At 58.1% G+C, this 18,803-nt stretch carries 16 protein-coding genes and 1 pseudogene; 9 read left to right on the forward strand and 8 right to left on the reverse strand.

Translation table 11 applies throughout. From position 1 onward, the window contains the following. The first annotated feature begins 6 nt into the window (after positions 1-6). From LG409_RS18310 to LG409_RS18335, 6 genes are all read left to right on the forward strand, one after another. On the forward strand, positions 7-534 hold the full coding sequence (locus LG409_RS18310) for a hypothetical protein (protein WP_227407362.1): 528 nt from the start codon (positions 7-9) through the stop codon (positions 532-534). A gap of 38 nt (positions 535-572) precedes the next feature. Next, entirely contained in the window at positions 573-2,198 is a 1,626-nt protein-coding gene (locus tag LG409_RS18315) for a class I SAM-dependent DNA methyltransferase (RefSeq protein WP_227407363.1), read from the forward strand. Beyond that, entirely contained in the window at positions 2,198-3,538 is a 1,341-nt protein-coding gene (locus LG409_RS18320; protein ID WP_227407364.1) for a restriction endonuclease subunit S, read from the forward strand. Before LG409_RS18315 ends, LG409_RS18320 begins: the two co-directional genes overlap by 1 nt. Next, positions 3,535-6,753 carry a DEAD/DEAH box helicase gene (locus LG409_RS18325; protein ID WP_227407365.1) on the forward strand — a complete coding sequence of 1,073 codons (3,219 nt, stop codon included), beginning with the start codon at positions 3,535-3,537 and terminating at the stop codon, positions 6,751-6,753. Before LG409_RS18320 ends, LG409_RS18325 begins: the two co-directional genes overlap by 4 nt. 106 nt (positions 6,754-6,859) lie before the next feature. Then, positions 6,860-7,999 carry a helix-turn-helix domain-containing protein gene (locus LG409_RS18330; protein ID WP_227407366.1) on the forward strand — a complete coding sequence of 380 codons (1,140 nt, stop codon included), beginning with the start codon at positions 6,860-6,862 and terminating at the stop codon, positions 7,997-7,999. Next, on the forward strand, positions 7,996-8,487 hold the full coding sequence (locus LG409_RS18335; RefSeq protein ID WP_227407367.1) for a DUF4411 family protein: 492 nt from the start codon (positions 7,996-7,998) through the stop codon (positions 8,485-8,487). Before LG409_RS18330 ends, LG409_RS18335 begins: the two co-directional genes overlap by 4 nt. Positions 8,488-8,584: 97 nt before the next feature. Here the strand turns inward: LG409_RS18335 and LG409_RS18340 are convergent, their stop codons facing one another. The 4 genes and pseudogenes from LG409_RS18340 to LG409_RS18350 form a co-directional block, all read right to left on the reverse strand. Then, positions 8,585-9,604, reverse strand: a complete 1,020-nt coding sequence (locus tag LG409_RS18340; protein WP_446719105.1) for an ImmA/IrrE family metallo-endopeptidase — start codon at positions 9,602-9,604, stop codon at positions 8,585-8,587. Between the two features lie 3 nt (positions 9,605-9,607). Next, a pseudogene (locus LG409_RS18760) lies at positions 9,608-9,796 on the reverse strand (helix-turn-helix domain-containing protein); the annotation flags it as partial. A gap of 1 nt (position 9,797) precedes the next feature. Next, a complete protein-coding gene (locus LG409_RS18345) occupies positions 9,798-10,499 on the reverse strand; it encodes a hypothetical protein (RefSeq protein WP_227407369.1) in 702 nt (233 codons plus the stop codon). A gap of 129 nt (positions 10,500-10,628) precedes the next feature. Further along, entirely contained in the window at positions 10,629-11,507 is an 879-nt protein-coding gene (locus LG409_RS18350) for a YicC/YloC family endoribonuclease (protein WP_227407370.1), read from the reverse strand. Positions 11,508-11,657: 150 nt separating this feature from the next. Between LG409_RS18350 and rph the strand changes: the two genes are divergently transcribed. Continuing rightward, entirely contained in the window at positions 11,658-12,395 is a 738-nt protein-coding gene (gene rph / locus LG409_RS18355; RefSeq protein WP_016915558.1) for a ribonuclease PH, read from the forward strand. Between the two features lie 71 nt (positions 12,396-12,466). On the opposite strand, the gene LG409_RS18360 is transcribed toward rph, so the two are convergent. Beyond that, positions 12,467-13,234 (reverse strand): exodeoxyribonuclease III, encoded by a 768-nt coding sequence (locus LG409_RS18360; RefSeq protein ID WP_227407371.1) that lies wholly within the window; start codon positions 13,232-13,234, stop codon positions 12,467-12,469. Positions 13,235-13,385: 151 nt separating this feature from the next. Between LG409_RS18360 and pyrE the strand changes: the two genes are divergently transcribed. After that, positions 13,386-14,051 carry an orotate phosphoribosyltransferase gene (gene pyrE, locus LG409_RS18365; protein ID WP_016915560.1) on the forward strand — a complete coding sequence of 222 codons (666 nt, stop codon included), beginning with the start codon at positions 13,386-13,388 and terminating at the stop codon, positions 14,049-14,051. Here pyrE and LG409_RS18370 read toward each other — a convergent pair. Next, a complete protein-coding gene (locus LG409_RS18370) occupies positions 14,048-14,530 on the reverse strand; it encodes a tRNA (cytidine(34)-2'-O)-methyltransferase (protein ID WP_039178973.1) in 483 nt (160 codons plus the stop codon). The two genes, pyrE and LG409_RS18370, sit on opposite strands and share 4 nt — an antisense overlap. Before the next feature lie 94 nt (positions 14,531-14,624). Here LG409_RS18370 and rep point away from each other — a divergent pair, with 94 nt between their 5' ends. Further along, entirely contained in the window at positions 14,625-16,694 is a 2,070-nt protein-coding gene (rep, locus tag LG409_RS18375) for a DNA helicase Rep (protein WP_227407372.1), read from the forward strand. A 100-nt stretch (positions 16,695-16,794) separates the two neighbouring features. Here the strand turns inward: rep and LG409_RS18380 are convergent, their stop codons facing one another. After that, positions 16,795-17,607, reverse strand: a complete 813-nt coding sequence (locus LG409_RS18380; protein WP_227407373.1) for a c-type cytochrome — start codon at positions 17,605-17,607, stop codon at positions 16,795-16,797. 210 nt (positions 17,608-17,817) lie between these two features. Next, on the reverse strand, positions 17,818-18,747 hold the full coding sequence (locus tag LG409_RS18385; RefSeq protein WP_227407374.1) for a GNAT family N-acetyltransferase: 930 nt from the start codon (positions 18,745-18,747) through the stop codon (positions 17,818-17,820). Positions 18,748-18,803 lie beyond the last annotated feature (56 nt).

An 18,803-nucleotide genomic window follows, 5' to 3' on the forward strand; every position in this document is an offset into this window, starting at 1 on the left:
CGCATCATGGCTAGAAAGCATACCGCCCGACAGCGCCAAGCCAAACAAACCACGCTCTTGATAGTAGGGGAAGGCCCTGACGACGCAGCCTTTATCAAGCACATGTATCAGCAGTTTAGACCCTCGAAATGTATTCGCCCCACAATTAAACCGGCATCCGGCGGCTCACCGGGCAATATCATTGACGTCGCTGCCAGGAAATATGCACACCAGGACTTTGACCAACGCTTCATTGTCCTGGATTCAGATATAGCACTCTCACAACAGCAGCACGACAAAGCGCGAAAGCAAGGCTTTCGCCTCATACTCTGGTCGCCAATTTGCCTTGAAGGTGCGCTTCTCGACGTACTTGGCGAGCGAGTGAACGACTACGAAACGGCGCAGCGGTTGAAAGATCGGCTGCATCCTCGGCTGGCGGGGCACCACACCGAGCAAGCCGCCTATGCCGAGTTATTTCTCCGCGAAGTACTGGAAGCGACCACCAATCCATCCGTGGTCGAAGTGCGCACAGCACTCACCGGGCAATTCACTTAATCCCCCTTGCCATCTCTGCAAGAGCGAAAGGCTTATACATGACCAATAACGACATCGTTCAAAAACTCTGGAATCTGTGTGACGTACTGCGCGATGACGGCATCAACTACTCCGATTACGTCACCGAGCTGGTGCTGCTGCTGTTTATCAAGATGGTGCATGAGAATACCGAAGCGGGCATTCTGAAAAAGCACCCGCTGCCGGAAGGCTGCCGCTGGACGGACCTGAACAATAAATCCGGCATTAACCTGCTGGACGACTACAAGCGCATTCTGCTCAGCCTCTCCAGCGGCCGCGACGGCACCGGCCGCTTGATTCATACCGACCCGCTGATCAGCGCCGTGTACGCCGATGCGCAAACACGCCTGCGGGAGCCGCGCCATTTAGAACAGATGATCAAAACTCTGGATCAGATCGACTGGTTCAGTGCGCAAAAAGATGGCCTGGGCGATTTATACGAAGGCCTGCTGGAAAAGAACGCCAATGAAACCAAATCCGGCGCGGGCCAGTACTTTACGCCCCGGGCGCTGATCAACAGCATGGTGCGCTGCCTAAAGCCCCAGCCCGGGGAACTCATTCAAGACCCGGCAGCGGGCACGGCAGGCTTTTTAACCGCCGCCGACCAGTACATCAAAGCGCACACCGACGACCTCGCTGACTTGGATGCCCAGCAGCAGCTATTCCAGCAAAACAGAGCCTTTGTCGGTATTGAACTGGTGCCCGGCACCCGCCGATTGGCGCTAATGAACTGCCTGCTACACGGTATGGAAGGCGACGACGAAGGCGTGGTGCACCTCGGCAACGCCCTGGGCCAAGCGGGCGCGCACCTAAAAAAGGCCGATGTGATATTGGCCAACCCGCCCTTTGGCACCAGCAAAGGCGGCGACGCCAGCATCACCCGCGACGACCTGACGTTCAAGACCAACAACAAGCAGCTCGCCTTTCTTCAGCACATCTACCGCAACCTGAAACCTGGTGGCCGCGCCGCCGTGGTGCTGCCGGATAACGTGCTGTTTGAAGCAGGCGTGGGCACCGAGGTACGCCGCGACCTGATGGACAAGTGCCACCTGCACACCATTTTGCGTTTGCCCACCGGCATCTTTTACGCCCAGGGCGTGAAGACCAACGTGCTGTTCTTTACCAAAGGTAGCGTCACGGATAAGTACCAGGAAGAGAACTGTACCGAGAACGTGTGGGTATATGACCTGCGCACCAATATGCCGAGCTTCGGCAAGCGCACGCCTTTTGGCGAGCAGCATTTGAAACCGTTCGAGACGGTTTATGGCGACGACCCCAACGGCCAAAGCCCGCGACAGGAAGGCGAGTGGTCGTTCAACGCCGACGAGATCGCCGTCGATGCCGAGGCCTCGGAAGAAAACCAGGGGGTGAGTGATGACCGCCTCGCCAAATCCCGCTGGCGCTGCTTCAGCCGCGAGTGGATTCGCGACACCAAGGGCGACTCGCTGGATATCAGCTGGCTCAAGGACAAGGACAGCGTGGATGCCGCTGACCTGCCCGAACCCAGCGTGCTGGCCGGTGAGGCGATGAGCGAACTGGTGCAGGCGATGGGTGAACTGGATAGCTTGATGCGTGAATTGGGGGCTGAGGATGAGGCAGATGGGCAGCGGGTGTTGCTGAAGGAAATGATGGATGAGGTCAAGTGATGTGTTCTAAACAGGGTTCAATGGGTTGGGTTGAGACTAATCTTGGTTCAATCATAGAACTTAATTACGGAAAATCACTCCCCGCAAAAAGGCGAGATGGCGGTGAATTTCCGGTTTATGGCTCAAATGGGATTGTAGGTAGTCATAGTAAAGCTCTCGTTACAGAGCCAGGTATCATTGTCGGCAGAAAAGGCTCCTATGGAGAAGTTCAGTTTTCTGACAAACCCTTCTATCCTATTGATACCACCTACTATGTAAACCAGCTTTACAGACAACCACTTCGGTATTGGTTTTATCAGCTAGTTTTTCTTCCTTTAAATCAATTAAATAGATCTACCGCAATCCCGGGTTTAAATAGGGATGACGCATACGCACAAGAAATAGCACTTCCCCCGCTCGCCGAACAAAAAGTCATCGCCGACAAACTCGATACCCTGCTGGCCCAGGTGGACAACACCAAAGCCCGCCTCGAACGCATTCCCAAGATCCTCAAACGCTTTCGTCAATCCGTGCTCGCGGCGGCGGTGAGTGGGCGGTTGATCGAGGAGTGGCGCTCAAACTCCGGTTCTTACATTCATCCGGATGCAGTGGACTGGAAGTGGCCACCAATTCCCGGAAATTGGAACGTGAAGCCCTATTCAGATCTAGTCGATAGTCGACTTGGAAAAATGCTCGATAAAGCTAAAAACAGAGGCATTCCAACCAAGTACCTTGGCAATGTTAATGTACGTTGGTTCGACTTCAATCTATCTGAAGCTCAGGAAATTCTGGTCTCAGAGATCGAAAGAACTGAGCTCACTATCAGACCTGGCGATGTATTGATCTGTGAAGGTGGAGAACCCGGAAGATGTGCCATTTGGGATGGGCGTATTAACGAGAAGATTGTCTTTCAAAAAGCCATTCATCGCGCCAGAGTTTCAGAATTTATAACCCCCGAGTGGCTCACATTCAATCTGAAGCACGATGCTGACAGTCTGATTTTAAATCAATTATTTACCGGTACAACAATAAAGCATTTAACGGGTAAAGCTCTGAAAAAGTATCCGCTCAGGATACCTCCAATAGACGAACAAACCGAAATCGTCCGCCGTGTCGACCAGCTCTTCGCCCACGCCGACCGCATCGAACAACAGGTCGACCAGGCCCTGGTACGAGTCAAAAATCTCACCCAATCCATCCTTGCCAAAGCGTTTCGCGGCGAGCTGACCGAGCAGTGGCGCAAGGATAACCCCGAGCTGATCAGCGGCGAGAACAGTGCAGAGGCACTGCTGGAGAGAATCAAGGCAGAGCGAGCGGCGAAAGCGCCAGCAAAACGGACAAGGAAGAAGGCCACGGCATGACATTCCACCCCACGGCTTCAGCCACGCAGGCCGAGCGCATACTGTCGTTTTGGCACAAGGTCGAGTTTTTCGAATCCGCCGAGCTCAAGGGAATCGATCACGGCAAGGGCGCGATTCACTATCGCAGTGATGAGCTTACGGAGACACCGAGCTGCCTACCATGGCTAGATCCGCAGCAAATTCGCCGTGCGGGAAAACAGTACCGTCCTGAGAAAGCGTATCGCTTCAAACTCTACCTGGGCGTGTTCGCGCGCAGCGAAATTTTCCGCGTGGCCCGCGAAGCGTACCCGGAGAAAGCCGACGCCTGGATGGAGCGCAGCCGCGATGAGGGGCTGACCTGCTCGATGAGCGTAGCGGTGAAGGAAGATGGCTGCATCGATCAAGCAAGTTTTGAGATATCGACCGCTCCCTGGATGCTAGGCGCATTGCAGCAAGGCACGCTGGATGATGCCACGCTGGATGCGTTCGAAACGGCCACGGAGCTGTTTCGCGAGCGGCTCACCACGATTCTCACCGTGGCCGATAGCCTCAAACGCGAGCATGGTCTACCGCCCAAACTCACGACGTTCGAGCTGGTCGAACTCCTCAAGGCGATGCAGCGCTGGACTGCCTTTGCGCCGGAAAGCGAGTCGCCAACGTTGGTCGTGCAGCTGTTTTCATCCGCCAAGAACGTCGCCGCAGACCCAGCGCAAGCCACAAATTTAGAGTGGTCTGTGCTGGGCGATCTTAGCCATCGGCTGGAAGCGCCAACGCCCAACGCTGATGTTGCGGTAGAAGCGTCAGCCGAGTCTGGCGACGCAGCGGTGTCGATCAACGAAATCGCCATTCTCAACAGTTTCTTCATTCGTGACCTGGAAACGGTCATGAAACATATGAAAACCCAAGGGCTTGCCCCCGGTTCCCCCTTGGCCTGCTACCTAGCGGGAGAGTGCCAGCGCCACCCCGACCTTCTGCGACCCGAAGGGCGCGATCTGCTGGTGCGCACACTGGCTCCCGAGCGCATGCCGGATGGCCGTTGGCCGGATAAAGACGCGCATTCGATGAGTCTGATGCAGCAGTTCGCCATCAACACCATTGATGACACCTTGGCGGAAACCGGCCTCTACTCCGTCAACGGCCCGCCTGGCACCGGTAAAACCACCATGCTGCGTGACCTGGTCGCCCGTAACATGGTCAAGCGCGCCGAGGTGCTGGCCTCGCTTTCGTCACCAGCGGCAGCGTTCGGCGAGGACCTGCATGCCAACATCGATGGCGACACCCTGATTAAAACGCTGATCCCCGAGCTGACCGGCTTCGAAATGGTGGTAGCGTCCAGCAATAACGCGGCGGTGGAAAACGTCACGCGAGAATTACCGCAAACCAAGGCATTGGGCGAGGCCTATCGGAATTTAGCCTTTTTGAAGCCGGTGGGCCAGAAGCTTGCCGCCCCCCACAGGCAAACATCAGCGACTGAGGTGCATGTCAAAACACTGCCGCCGGAGAAAGATTGTTGGGGGCTGATCGCCACGTCACTGGGCAAGAAGCGCAATCGCAGTACGTTTGGCGAGCGCGTCTTTTTCAAGAAGATCGATCAATGCGTGGCGGAAGGCGAGGCGGCAGACTACTCCACGTTAGTGCCTATGCTCAAGGCACGTGCCGAAGGGCGGGATACCCAACAGGATTTCCGTGCGGCGCAGCGCGCTTTCCAGGAAGCCTCTCAAAACGTTCAGGCCATTCAAGCCGATCTTGAACGCTTGCAGGCACTGAAACGCCTGGAGACGCAAGCCGACGCTGCGCGGCGTCAGTTCAAGTGCCACAAAGGCGTTGCGGCCCGCTTAGCGCTTTGGTTGAGCAACCAGCAGGCCAAGCAGGTGCCCTTATGGCCGCTAAACAGCTACTTCGCGAACCGAGTACGCATCAAACAGATCAAGCAGCGTGTACAGCGAGCCGAGCACCTGTTGGCCGTCAGCCAGCAGCGCCTGAACTCATTGGAACGCCGCCTGGAGACACAACATCGCGAGTGCGCCTCGCTGCAAGAGCAGTACCGCGACGTACGGTTAGCGGATGACACGCCGGATTTGGAAGCCCCCGACGTGCAACGCACCTCCTTTGGTCACGGCCATGTATTGAACCAAGCCCGTGCGCAGCTGACGGCACGAGCATTCGAGCTACACGAAGCGTGGCTAGTGGCCGCCTATGAGGGTGGCAACAAGCTTTGGCCAACGTTGAAGTCGCTCATGCCGGTACTCAACGGCGGCGTTCAGGATCGCGAGGCGGCCAAAGCCGTGTGGCAGATGCTGTTCATGATCGTGCCGGTGGTGTCGTCGACGTTTGCTTCGGTGGCCAATCAATTCAAAGCCCTCAAGGAGGGTGAGATAGGCTGGTTGTTTATCGATGAAGCGGGACAAGCAACGCCGCAACAAGCGGTTGGTGCACTATGGCGAGCCAAGCGTGCCGTGGTGGTGGGCGACCCGCTCCAGATCGAGCCGGTGTTTACCGTACCGGCGGGCCTGGTAGAGGCAATGGCGAAGGGCGAATTTGATCGTGATTGGAACAAGTGGTCGCCCACGGTATCGTCGGTTCAAGTCGTGGCAGATCGTGCCAACCCTTACGGCACTAACGAGATCTCTGAAGCATTCTGGGTAGGCAGCCCGCTACGCGTGCACCGACGCTGCGATGAGCCGATGTTCAGCATTGCCAACCGCATCGCCTACAACGGCAAGATGCTTCACGGCAGTGACACTCTACCGCCCGGCCCAGGCGACAGTCGCTGGTTTGACATCGAGGGCGACCTTGAAGGCAAGCACTTTGTCCCCGCCCAGGCCGAGCGGGTGGCGCGCATGCTGAACCGGCATATTAAAGACAAACGTGAATTGCCCAGCGTCTACCTCATCTCCCCCTTCAAAGCGGTTGCCCAGGGCCTTCAAGACTACTTATCCAAACACCTTGATGCCGATGCTTTCGGGGGCCGTGACGCGCTAAGGGAGTGGCTGAAAGAGCGCGTGGGTACGGTACATACCTTCCAGGGCAAGGAGGAAGACAACGTCATCATGGTACTGGGGCTATCCGCAGAAGACCCTGGCGCCGCCGATTGGGCATCCAGCAAGCCCAACTTGCTGAACGTCGCCGTGACACGCGCCAAAAAGCGCGTATACATCGTAGGCAGTACTGATATATGGGCAGGCAAGCAGTACTTTTCCGATGCCAAGGAGTATCTTGCCCAGGAAAAGGCATAACCGCTCACTCAGGGCGTTAATCTATTGGGTGCTATGCACGGTGCTGCTAAACTCAGTTTAATAATTGCACGATCCACTATGAAGATAGATACACAGGAAGTCCTGCATGACCAAGGCAAATATCAACATCCAGATGCTGACCTGGGCGCGCGAGCGCTCCGGCATCCGGGTGCTCGAATTTGCACACAAGTGCGGGGTGAGTAAAGAAAAATTGCTGGCTTGGGAAGCGGGTGAACAGCCCCTTACTTTCCGCCAGGCGATGCAGTTTGCCGAAAAGGCCTATGTACCTTTTGGCTACCTGTTTCTTACGGAGCCGCCTGAGGAGGAGTTGCCCATTCCCGATCTTCGAACGCTGGAAGGCCAAGGCGTCGCACGCCCAAGCGCTGAGCTTCTTGATCTGATCAAGCTAATGCTTCAGCGCCAGGAGTGGTACCGGGACTATTTAAAGCAGCACTTTGCTGAACCCAATCCTCATGTTGGTCGCTTCTCTGCGAGCCACCCTGTTGCAGACATCGTCGCCGACATGCGCTCTCAGTTAGGCGTTGGGGATCACCCAAAGCGTGGCAAATGGGATGCCTATTACCGCGAGTTAACCCAGCGAATCGAAGCACTGGGCATCCTGGTAATGCGTCAAGGCGATATGGGCCACTACACACGCCCTTTGCGCGTTGAAGAATTTCGCGGGTTTGCCATTGTGGATGACTACGCACCTATCATTTTCGTCAATCATGGCGATGCGCTAGGCGCGCGTTTATTCACATTGATTCACGAGCTCTGCCATATATGGATTGGACAATCTGGCATTTCCGACGGAAATGCAAATACACACCGTCAGCAGGAAGTGCTTTGTAATGCCGTTGCGGCAGAGTTTTTAGTGCCAGAACGCGAGTTCAGCTCTCTTTGGCAACACGATTTCGCGCACTGGCAAGATAATTTACCCCCGCTGGAAGCTCATTTTCACGTCAGTACCTGGGCATTGGCCCGCCGTGCGCTGACGCTCAATTTTATCTCCCAAGGGCAATACAGTCGCTATATTGCTGACCAGCAGGCTAAGTATGAGGCTCATCAAGGTAGTGGCGGGCCAACCTACTACAAGGCCAAAAAAGCCCAAATCAGCCAACGCTTTTCCAAAGCGGTCGTGAGTGAAGCGCTGAGTGGACAATTGATGCTGCGCGAAGCAAGCGACCTACTAGGTGGGGTCAAACCGAACAAAATAGAGCGCTTCGCCAAGGAGCTTGGCATTTGAGATATCTACTAGACGCAAATACCTACATCGAAGCCAAAAACCAGTATTACGGCATGGATATTTGTCCCGCTTACTGGGACTGGCTGGATAGGCAATTTGCGTTAGGTACCATTGCCAGTGTCGATATGATTGGCCGAGAGCTAAAAGAGGGTAACGATGAGCTGGCTAACTGGGTTCGAGAGCGGCCAGATCACTTTATCAGCAACGATGATGAGCTTACCCAAACACTGTTTGCTGATATCGTGCAGTTCGTTATGGAAGGCGACTATAACCCCGGCAATCGCGACAACTTCCTAGCAAAAGCCGATCCTTGGATTATTGCCAAAGCTAAAGCCATTGGCGCCAGTGTGGTAACGCATGAAGCGGTTGCTGCCGCGAACACCCGTAAAGTTAAAGTCCCAAATATATGCCAACAGTTCGAAGTACCCTGCCTCAACACCTTCCGGTTTCTGCGAGAATTAGAAGCTCGGTTTGTTCTCGGCCAATGATTAGCAGTACAAGAACGGCTTAAAAGGGCAAGCTTACCGTCCCATATTTGAGAGCCCTATAGCGTCGAGTTTGAGCCGCCAAGTATAAGCAATCGCTCTATTTTGGAAACGGCAACACATCCGCTCGCCTCACCCGGCCAGACCTTGCCGAATCACGCTTGAGCTTGAGAGGCACTACGTTGTCTCCGGCGTCAGGCGGAACGCTTAGGTAACCTGGGCGTAGGTTACACAGCATTTCAATCGTCTCTGGCGGCAGGCCAATCTGATGCACTAACTCTGCACGCTCAAAGATGCCGCTATCTACCAGAAGGTGCGCGCCACGCATCATCAACTTGGGTTGCTCGAAAGCCAGCGCATCATCGCCTGGCTCACCCTTCGTCCATTTGCGCGCCGAGCGTCCTTTCCATAGCCTTAGTTCTAACTGTTCAGTCAGCAATGACAAATCACGACAGCGCACGATCATCGATGCCACCGAGACTTTCCAGCGCGATTTGAGCGACAGCAGGTTATCCAGCGTTGGCCATACGACCTCTTGGGCAAAGCTCTCGGGCGGCATCAAGAAAGCGCTGGCAAAGCGGTGTGCTTGCGCTTCTAACAGGGCATACAGCTCTTTTTTAGCGTATTGCGTAGCCGGTATATTGGCGTGCAGCACCACATGCCCTAGCTCATGCGCGGCATCGAAGCGGTTACGAATAGCATTGGCTTTGTCTTCAGCGATCAACACATAGGGTCGGCCATCCAAAACGGAGACATGGGAAACACCGTCCATTTTGACGTGCCCTAGGGTGGCGCGAGTGCAAATGATGCCTGCATTTTCCATGACCTGGATAACGTTTGGGATAGGGGCAGAGCCCAGCTTCCAGGCATCTCGGCACTCTCTGGCGATGTCTTCAATTTCCTCATCGCTGATCAACCGGCAGTCGTCCGCGTCCAGCATCGGCACGTTGACGTCTGGCCACTCCATTGTCTCCTGAAAGAAATCGGAAATTTCTTGTAGCCACGCCAAATAGAGCTGTGACCTTTCACGCGCCTGTTTATGAGCAGAGGCTTGAGAACGGAAAAAATAAGGCCGCTGGCTTTCCTGAACGGCAACAGGAACAGGCTTCAAAAACCACATGCGCGACACTTGAAACACGTGGCAAAGGCGATCAAACGACTCGGCCTCCGGTAGCTGCGTGCCTTTTTCCCAGGCCGACACCGTGCTGGAGGAGCGCCCTACCTGCTCACCCAGCTCCGCGAGGGTCAGATTTTGGGCCATGCGCAGTTGGTTCAACCGCTGACCTTGAAAGCCATCCACCCCTGTTCTCATGTCACTCGTTTCCACCTTCACGTTGATCCAGACTCTCGGCGCGACGCATCCTATCACGCAGGGTCGGATAGGCAATATCAACTACCTCATCCCCTGCTTCACTGTAGTACTGCCACAGCTGGCCTATATCCATAAACAGATGGAACCCAGCCCGAGGGTCAGAGTATGGCACCGCGATGGCCACCCCAATCGGGCTACTGTGGTCGTTGCTGTCTGTCCATTTAGTTGTGTGGGGAAGTAATAACGCATGGAGCGCTTCCTGGCTGGGCCCTAAAGGTGACGCAGACGCTTTGAAAAGATCAGGGTGCTGTTTCTCCAGTCTCTTATTGATGAGCCCAAGCAAACGTCTAAAACGAGCATCGCGGATAGGAGGCGTCCTGCCCATGGTAATCACGCTGGTGGTGATCTGCATGCTGCCCGCACGAACCAGCGCGTAATGCCCTCCAGCGGGCTGGGTCACCTGGTTACTGACTTCAAAATTGTCGTCTTTAGCCAGACTCAGCAGAGCTTCCTGCACCGTGAAATGGTGTGACTGAGGACCTGGCCCGGCCAGCGGCACATGCTTATACGTCTCTTTGAGGTGGCTATCGCTCTTCTGAAACGCCGCCTCGATGCTTTCGAGCATTTGCTGTAAGCGATGGCGGGGTAATTCCTGGCAAATATAGCGGCACAGCTCTTCTTTGTTCAGTTCGGCTTGATTCACGAGCGACTCCTGGGCAGGAAAGCGATCCGGTAAAGCGGATTATAGTCCTAAATTTTCCTGTTAACCATCCGGTCGAAGCGCTCGATATAGCTATCACCTCCATAAAACACATGGAGTACACACAGGGCATCACTCAATATTCTGTATCTGCTCCCGCATCTGCTCGATCAGCACCTTCAGCTCTACCGCGCAGCGGGTGGTCTCTGCCACCACGGATTTCGATGACAGCGTGTTGGCTTCGCGGTTGAGCTCCTGCATCAGGAAGTCCAGGCGGCGGCCTTTGGGGCCTTTTTGGGCGAGCTGGTGGCGTACTTCGTCGATATGCGCGGTGAGGCGGTCGAGCTCTTCGTCCACGTCGGCTTTTTGGGCCACCAACACCAGTTCGGCTTCCAGGCGCTGGGGGTCGAGTTCGGTCTTGGCGACTTCTAAACGCTCCAGCAGCTGGGCCCGCTGGCGTTCCAGGATTTGCGGCAGCAGGCTGCGTACGGTGGTCACTTGCTCGCTGACGGCGTCCAGGCGGGTGGTGATCATCTCGGCCAGCTTTTCGCCTTCTCGGGCGCGGGCGTCGATCAGTTCCTTGAGCGCCTGGTAGAACAGCGCTTTGGCGGCGGCCTTGATGGCGTCCTGGTCCAGGTGCTGGGTTTCCATCACGCCGGGCTGGTTGAGCAGCGCCAGAGTGGTAGGCGGTACGGCGCTGGGCACCTGCTGCTGAATGGCCGCCAGGGCGTCGGCAATCTCTTGCAGGCGCGCGATGTTCACCGCCGGGGCCTGGGCGGTGTCGGCGCTCTCGAAACGCACGCTGCACTCCACCTTGCCACGCGCCAGGCGGGTACGCAGCGCTTCGCGCAGCAGCGGCTCCAGGTCACGCAGGCTTTCGTGCAAACGAAAATGCGGCTCCAGGTAGCGCTGGTTCACCGAACGTATCTCGACCTGCAGGGTGCCAAAAGGGGCGGCCTGCTCGGCGCGGGCGAAGGCGGTCATGCTGTGAACGTGGCGGGGGCTGGCCATGGGGGCTCCTGTGAGTCGCGTTTTGATCAGTCTACCTGATCTTGTCGGGGCGGGGTGGCTTGAATGGGCCTGGCCTGAATAGCCCCGTGCCGGGTGGCGTTGACGTGTACAATGGTGGGCCTTTTCAACGTAATGATGATGTGAGGTGCTATGCGTCCTGATGTAGTTCGCCCCAGCGGTCGCGAGGCCAACCAGCTGCGTGAGATTCGTTTGACCCGCGACTTCACGCGCCATGCCGAAGGCTCTGTGCTGGTGGAGTTTGGCGAGACCAAGGTGCTGTGCAACGCCAGCGTGGAAGCAGGCGTACCGCGCTGGTTGCGTGGCAAGAATCAGGGCTGGATTACGGCGGAGTACGGCATGCTGCCCCGCGCCACGCACTCCCGCAGCAACCGCGAAGCCACCCAGGGCAAGCAGGGTGGTCGCACGCTGGAGATTCAGCGGCTGATTGGCCGTAGCCTGCGCGCAGCGGTGAATTTGAAGAAGCTGGGTGAGTTCACCATTACCGTGGATTGCGATGTGATCCAGGCCGATGGCGGCACGCGCACGGCGGCGATTACCGGTGGCTGCGTGGCGCTGGTGGACGCCATTCGCTACCTGCAGCGGGAAAAGAAGATCAAGGGCGACCCCTTCAAGCAGCTGGTCAGCGCCATTTCCGTGGGCATTTACAAGGGCGTGCCGGTGCTGGACCTGGACTACCCGGAAGACAGCAAGGCCGACACCGACCTGAACGTGGTGATGACCGAAAACGCCGAGCTGATCGAGGTGCAGGGCACCGCTGAAGCGGGCGCGTTCAACCGCCAGGAACTGAACGCCATGCTGGACCTGGCCGAAAAAGCCGGTGAAGAGCTGCGCGAGAAGCAGCGTGAAGCGCTGGGCATTCGCGGCTAGGCGGGCCTGAAACGCAACAGGCCAGCGGTAAGCTGGCCTGTTGCCGGTGCGACGCGGGAAGTAGCTAACGCTTAGAGCGCTAAATCATACTCAACGATCAGCGGTGCGAACTCGGAGAAGGTCGCATCGTAATCAATCCACGCGTCTACCACATGGCGCCGGAAGTTGGGGCCGACCAGCTGGTAGTCGATCCGCCAGCCTTCCTGCCGGTCCCGGGGTACTTCCTGGTCCAGCTTGGGCCACCAGGTGTATTCGCCAGCATCGCGATTGATCTCGCGGAAGGTGTCGATGAAACCGGTTGGGCCCAGCACCTGGTCCATCCAGGCACGCTCTTCCGGGCGGAAGCCGGAGGTGAGCTGATTGTCCGACCAGTTGGCCAGGTCGACGGTCTTGTGGGCAATGTGCCAGCTACCGCAGATGATGTATTCGCGGCGCTTGCGCGACATCTTCGTCAGGTACTCCTGGTACTGCTCCATGAACGCCTGCTTGGCTTTCTGGTCACTTCCGTCGGGCATCAGGAAAGTGGCAATGCTGAAACGGTCATAGTCCGCCTGCAGAAAGCGCCCTTCGTGATCGCACTGAGGAAACCCCAGGCCGTACATGATGGCCTTGGGGATTTTGCGGCAATAGAGCGCCACACCGGCGAAACCATCCTCCTCGGCATCCAGGAAATAGCCTTCGTAGCCTTCCGGATAGAGAATATGGTCACCCAGTTCAAAACTTTTTGCCTTGATGTTCTGCACGCAGACCACGTCGGCATCCTGCTGAGCCAGCCAGTCCAGGAAGCCACGGTCGACGGCATCACGAATACCATTGACATTGATGCTGGCAATTTTCATAAATCGTCCCTTTTGCGTCGCTGCTGTATGATACCCGACGTTTAGACGTTTGGGTAAATAGACAAACCAATTCTTGCTATTTAGCCCCGTTTTATTGTTGCGTTTGACTTACATTCCTATCGACCACACCTACCGACAAGAGAACACCGCCGTGGCCACCACTCTACAACCCTACCAACGCGATTTCATTGCCTTCGCTATTGAGCAGGGCGTGCTCAAGTTTGGCGAGTTCACGCTGAAGTCGGGGCGAGTAAGCCCTTACTTTTTCAACGCGGGCCTGTTCCAGACGGGCCGAGCGCTGGCCAAGCTGGGGCGTTTCTATGCCCAGGCGATTGTCGATAGCGGCCTGCAGGCCGATGTGCTGTTCGGCCCTGCCTACAAGGGCATTCCCCTGGCGGCGGTCACCGCGGCGGCCCTGGCCGACCACCACGACCGCGACATGCCCTACGCCTTCAATCGCAAGGAAGCCAAGACCCATGGTGAAGGCGGTAACATCGTGGGGGCTGAGCTGGCGGGTGATATCTTGATCATCGATGACGTGATCACGGCGGGCACGGCCATCCGCGAAGTCATGACCCTGATCGAGCAGAGCGGCGCTCGGGCGGGCGGCGTGATCATTGCTCTGGACCGCCAGGAGCGTGGCCAGGGCGAGCAGAGCGCCATCCAGGAAGTGCAGTCCCAGTATGGCATGCCGGTGGTCAGCATCGTGTCGCTTGAGCAAGTGCTCACCTACCTGGAAGAGCAGTCAGGTAGCGACCTCAGCAGCCATGCCGAGGCCGTGCGTGCGTACCGTGACCGCTACGGTATCGCCGGTTAGGTTGCGTCGCCCATGGGCAGTGCGCCAGCGTAGTCTTGTTGGCGCCACGCTTCGTAACTGACCACCGCCACGGCGTTGGAGAGGTTCAGGCTGCGGTTGTTGGGCTGCATGGGAATGCGCAGTTTTTGCTCTGCGGGCAGCATGGCGTGCACCTCGGGGGAGAGCCCGGCGGTTTCCGAGCCGAACAGCAGCACATCCCCCGGCTTGAAGGCGGCATCGCTGTGGGCGCGGGTGCCTTTGGTGGTAATCGCCCAGAGAGTACGCCCCTGCATGGCCGTGTAGAACGCCGCGAAATCAGCGTGACGGGTGACGTTGGCCAGGTCACGGTAATCGAGCCCCGCACGCCGCAGCTTTTTCTCTTCGAGATCGAAGCCCAGCGGTTCGATGAGATGCAGGCGGCAGCCGTTGTTCGCCACCAGGCGCATAATATTGCCCGTATTGGGAGCCATGCGTGGCTCGAAGAGCGCTACTTCAAACATCACTACCTGCCATGATTGATCTATGGTGCCGTTGTCAGCGCGGCTGATTGTAATGGAAATCACTCGGAAACACTTGTAGAGGTCACCCTTCGCCATGATGCCCCAACCGCCAAAGACGATTCTTGAACGTATCAAAGGGCTCAATCCACGCCAGCAGGAAGCGGTGCACTACATCGACGGCCCCTGCCTGGTGCTGGCGGGCGCGGGGTCGGGCAAGACCAGCGTGATCACCACCAAGATTGCCTACCTGGTGCAAGAGTGCGGCATGAGCGCCCGCCGGATCGCCGCGGTGACCTTTACCAACAAGGCCGCCCGGGAGATGAAAGAGCGGGTGGGCCAGATGCTGAAGGGCAAGGAGGGCCACGGGCTGACGGTTTCGACCTTCCACAACCTGGGGCTCAACATCATACGCGGCGAGCTGAAGACGTTAGGCTACAAGCCGGGGTTTTCGCTGTTCGACCCGGAAGACGCCAAGGCGCTGCTGCGGGACTTGATGAACAAGGACGCTCAGGTGGATGCCGAGCAGATCAACGCCGTTCAGGCGAAGATTTCCCAGTGGAAGAACGACCTGGTGCTGCCCGGGGATGCGCTTTCGTTTGCTGCCGATGACGACGAGCATTTCGCGGCACGGGTGTACGAAGCCTACGTTCGCCACCTGAAAGCCTATAACGCGGTGGATTTCGACGACCTGATTCTGCTGCCCGTGGTGCTCTTGCAGCGTGACCCGGAAGCACTGGCCCGCTGGCGGCGCAAAATCCACTACATGCTGGTGGATGAGTACCAGGACACCAACGTTTCCCAGTACCTGCTGGTGAAGCTGCTGATGGCCGAACGCGCCACCTTTACCGTGGTCGGCGACGACGACCAGTCGATTTACGCCTGGCGGGGCGCTCGGCCGGAAAATCTGGTCACCCTGGGGGAGGATTTCCCGCGCTTGAAGGTCATCAAGCTGGAGCAGAACTACCGCTCTACCGGCACGATACTGCGCGCCGCCAACACGCTGATTGCCAACAACCCCCACGTCTACGACAAAACCCTGTGGTCGGAGATGGGTGACGGTGCGCCGATTCGCGTGGTGGTGAACCGCCATGAGGAGGCGGAAGCCGAGCGAGTGGCCAGCGAGATGCTCACTCGGCGCATCAAGGAAAAAGCCGAGTGGCGCGATTTCGCGGTGCTTTACCGAGGCAACTTTCAGGCGCGGCTGCTGGAGCTGAAGCTGCAGCACTACCAGATTCCGTACAAGCTCTCCGGCGGCACGTCGTTTTTCTCGCGTAACGAGATCAAGGACGCCATGGCGTACCTGCGGCTTTTGATCAACCCCGCCGATGACAACGCCTTTTTGCGCATCGTCAACGTGCCCCGGCGTGAAATTGGCCCCGGTACGCTGGAAAAGCTTGCCAACTACGCCACCGAGCGCTCCATTTCGCTGTTTTCCGCTTGCCACGAACTAGGCCTGGAACAAACGCTGCCCACCCGCGCCGTGGAGCGGCTGTCGCGCTTTACGCACTTCATCGATGGCGTGCGCAAACGGATGGACCAGGGCGATGCCATTGCCGCGATACGCGACATGCTGCGGGATATGGATTACGAGGCGTGGCTGTATCAGAACGCCAGCGCCCCGACCATTGCCGAGCGCCGCATGGCCAACGTGTGGATCCTGATCGACCAGCTGGAAAAGTCGCTGAACCGCGACCCGGAAGAGAGTACCGCCAGCACCGAGACGGAAACCGACAGCGTCGAGGCCGCTATCTCACGGCTGGTGTTGCGCGACATCCTGGAGCAGCAGGCCGAAGAGGATGATTCGGATCGCGTGCAGCTGCTCACCATGCACGCTTCCAAGGGGCTGGAGTTTCCCCACGTTTACCTGATGGGCTGGGAAGAGGATCTGCTGCCCCACCGTAACGCCATCGAGATGGGCACCGTGGAGGAGGAGCGCCGCCTGGCCTACGTGGGCATTACCCGCGCCCGGCGGACGCTGACGCTGACCCTGGCGCGCCAGCGCAAGGCGTATGGCGAACTGATGGACTGCCAGCCTAGCCGCTTTCTGGACGAGCTGCCCGCCGACGACCTGGAGTGGGAGGGCCACGCCGACAAGGAAGACCCGGACAAGAAGCAGGCTCGGGGCAAGGATGCCATTGCGGGACTGCGTTCCTTGCTGGGCTGAGGGCGTTTGATAGGAAGGCGGTTTTTCAAGACAAAAAAATATCCACAGGGGGTAGGAAAAACCCGCCTGTGGATAGTTTGGAGCATCCGCTAACGAAGGATTACTCGGCTTCGGCGACCATGTAGTCGACGATGGCCATGATCTCTTCATCGGAAGCGCTGCTGCCACCGCGCGGCGGCATCACGCCCAGGCCGTTGAACACGCTGGCGTAGAGCTCGTCCATTCCTTTGTCGATTCGCGCTGCCCAGGCATCCGCATCGCCCAGCACCGGTGCACCGGCCACACCAGCGGCGTGACAAGCGACACAGCCTGCGCTGGAGTAAAGCGCGGCGCCATCCAGATCGCTACCGCCATTGGCGGCTTCTTCTGTGCTGGCCACGGCTTCGTCTTCGCTGGTGGCTTCTTCAGCCGCGGCGACTTCCTCGCTGGCACCTTCGTCTTCGGCAGCCGCTTCTTCACCGCCGCCCAGCTCAGGCACGTCCATCACCGGCTCGACCAAATAGGCCGTGGCGGCTTCCATTTCGGCATCCGACAGGTTGGGGTTGCCGCCGCGGGCAGGCATCGCGCCAATGCCGTTGATCGAGTGCTCAAGCAGCGTGGCAAAGCCCTGCTCGGTACGCTCGGCCCAGGCGCTTTCATCACCACGTACCGGTGCACCGGCAGCGCCCGTCTCGTGACACGCCATGCAGATACGGTTGTAAATGCCCGCGCCGTCGATCTCGTCGCCACCACCGCTTGCCGCCGCCGGTGCCGATGCGGTACCACAGTCCTGGCCTTGGAGGCAGAGCTGGCCTACTGGTGCCAGGCGCTCAGCCATTGCGTCACGTGCGGCGTCGTCCAGAGCATAAGCACCCGATGTGCCTGCCATGACGCCGAGGGCCGCCAGCCCGCTCATGATCAGCTTAGATTTCACTCTCACCACCTCTTTGAGTTTTATATAAAACGTTGTGCTTAAGAATCGTGCTTGAAGCTCGAGCTCAGGAACCGTGCTCAGGAACCGGACGCTTGAAGATGTAGCACTGAACCCCTGCGCACCAGCGCCACTACGCACTCTGCCGCCGAAACGCCAAGACATGCCTCTTGGAGTTAGTATACCGAGAACACAAAGGGTAGGAAAATGCTACTAAGCGCGGCAATTCAACTCGGTGGCGGGCAAGACACACCAGCCCAGCAGTTGATGCTCACCCGCAGGCAGCATCCCCGCCTGCCGATAGGCTCGCTGCGCGGGCAGGTTGTCACGGTCTACCGTCAGCGCCAGCTGGCTTGCGCCCGCCTGGGCCACCATGGCCTGCGCTTGCTGCACCAGTGCCTTGCCTTGCCCCTGGCCGCGCCAGCCAGGCACCAGCCCCATCAACTGAACGCTCCAGTGCTCGCGGCCTGGGCTGGCATCCAGCAGCAGCAGGCCCGCATGGCGGCCCTGCTCCCCCTGCAGGTAATACCAGTGTTCGGAAGCGCTCGATGCCTGGTGATAAAAGCCTTCCAGCAGAGCCTGCGCAGGCAATACATCGCGCAAGGCAGGGCAATCCAGCGAGCCCTCCCCCACCTGCTCGACCAGTGCCTGCTGCTGAGCGGGCGTCAGCTCATCAAACGGCCGTAGCGGTGGCAGCCCCCGCACGTGAGAAACCGGCCGACAGTGCCAAGCCAGGTGATCGAGGGTGGCCAACCGCTGCATGCCCAGGTTCAGCAATGGTGCTTCCCAGCTCGCCATGGTCTCATCCAGGGCAACGTGACACAGCACCAGCCCTTGGGTCGCCACCCAGCGGTGCAGTTGACTTAGCAGGGGCTCGACAAATTGGTTATTCTGCTTGGGCAACCATAGCTGCGCGATGTGGTTTTCCTGGCACTCTACCCAGGCGGCAGCGCAGACTCGCCCTGCCTGGCAGGCCACCCACAGGCCCGACCACCCCTCGGGCCGTGTGCTGGCCTTGACCAGCGCCTGCTGTAGCGCAGCCTGCTGGGCAGGTTGGTGGACAGCAGCCAACTGCAGCAGCGCCTCGCGCCGTTGATGCGCCGGGCAGACCATGATCGACGTTGCCGGGTGGGTCGAGAACATGCCAGATAGCCTTGTCGCCAGCAGGCGCAACACAACAAGAGGAGTGGCCCGTCAGT

Source organism: Halomonas sp. NyZ770, from assembly GCF_020616575.1.
Taxonomy (GTDB): Bacteria; Pseudomonadota; Gammaproteobacteria; order Pseudomonadales; family Halomonadaceae; genus Vreelandella; species Vreelandella hamiltonii.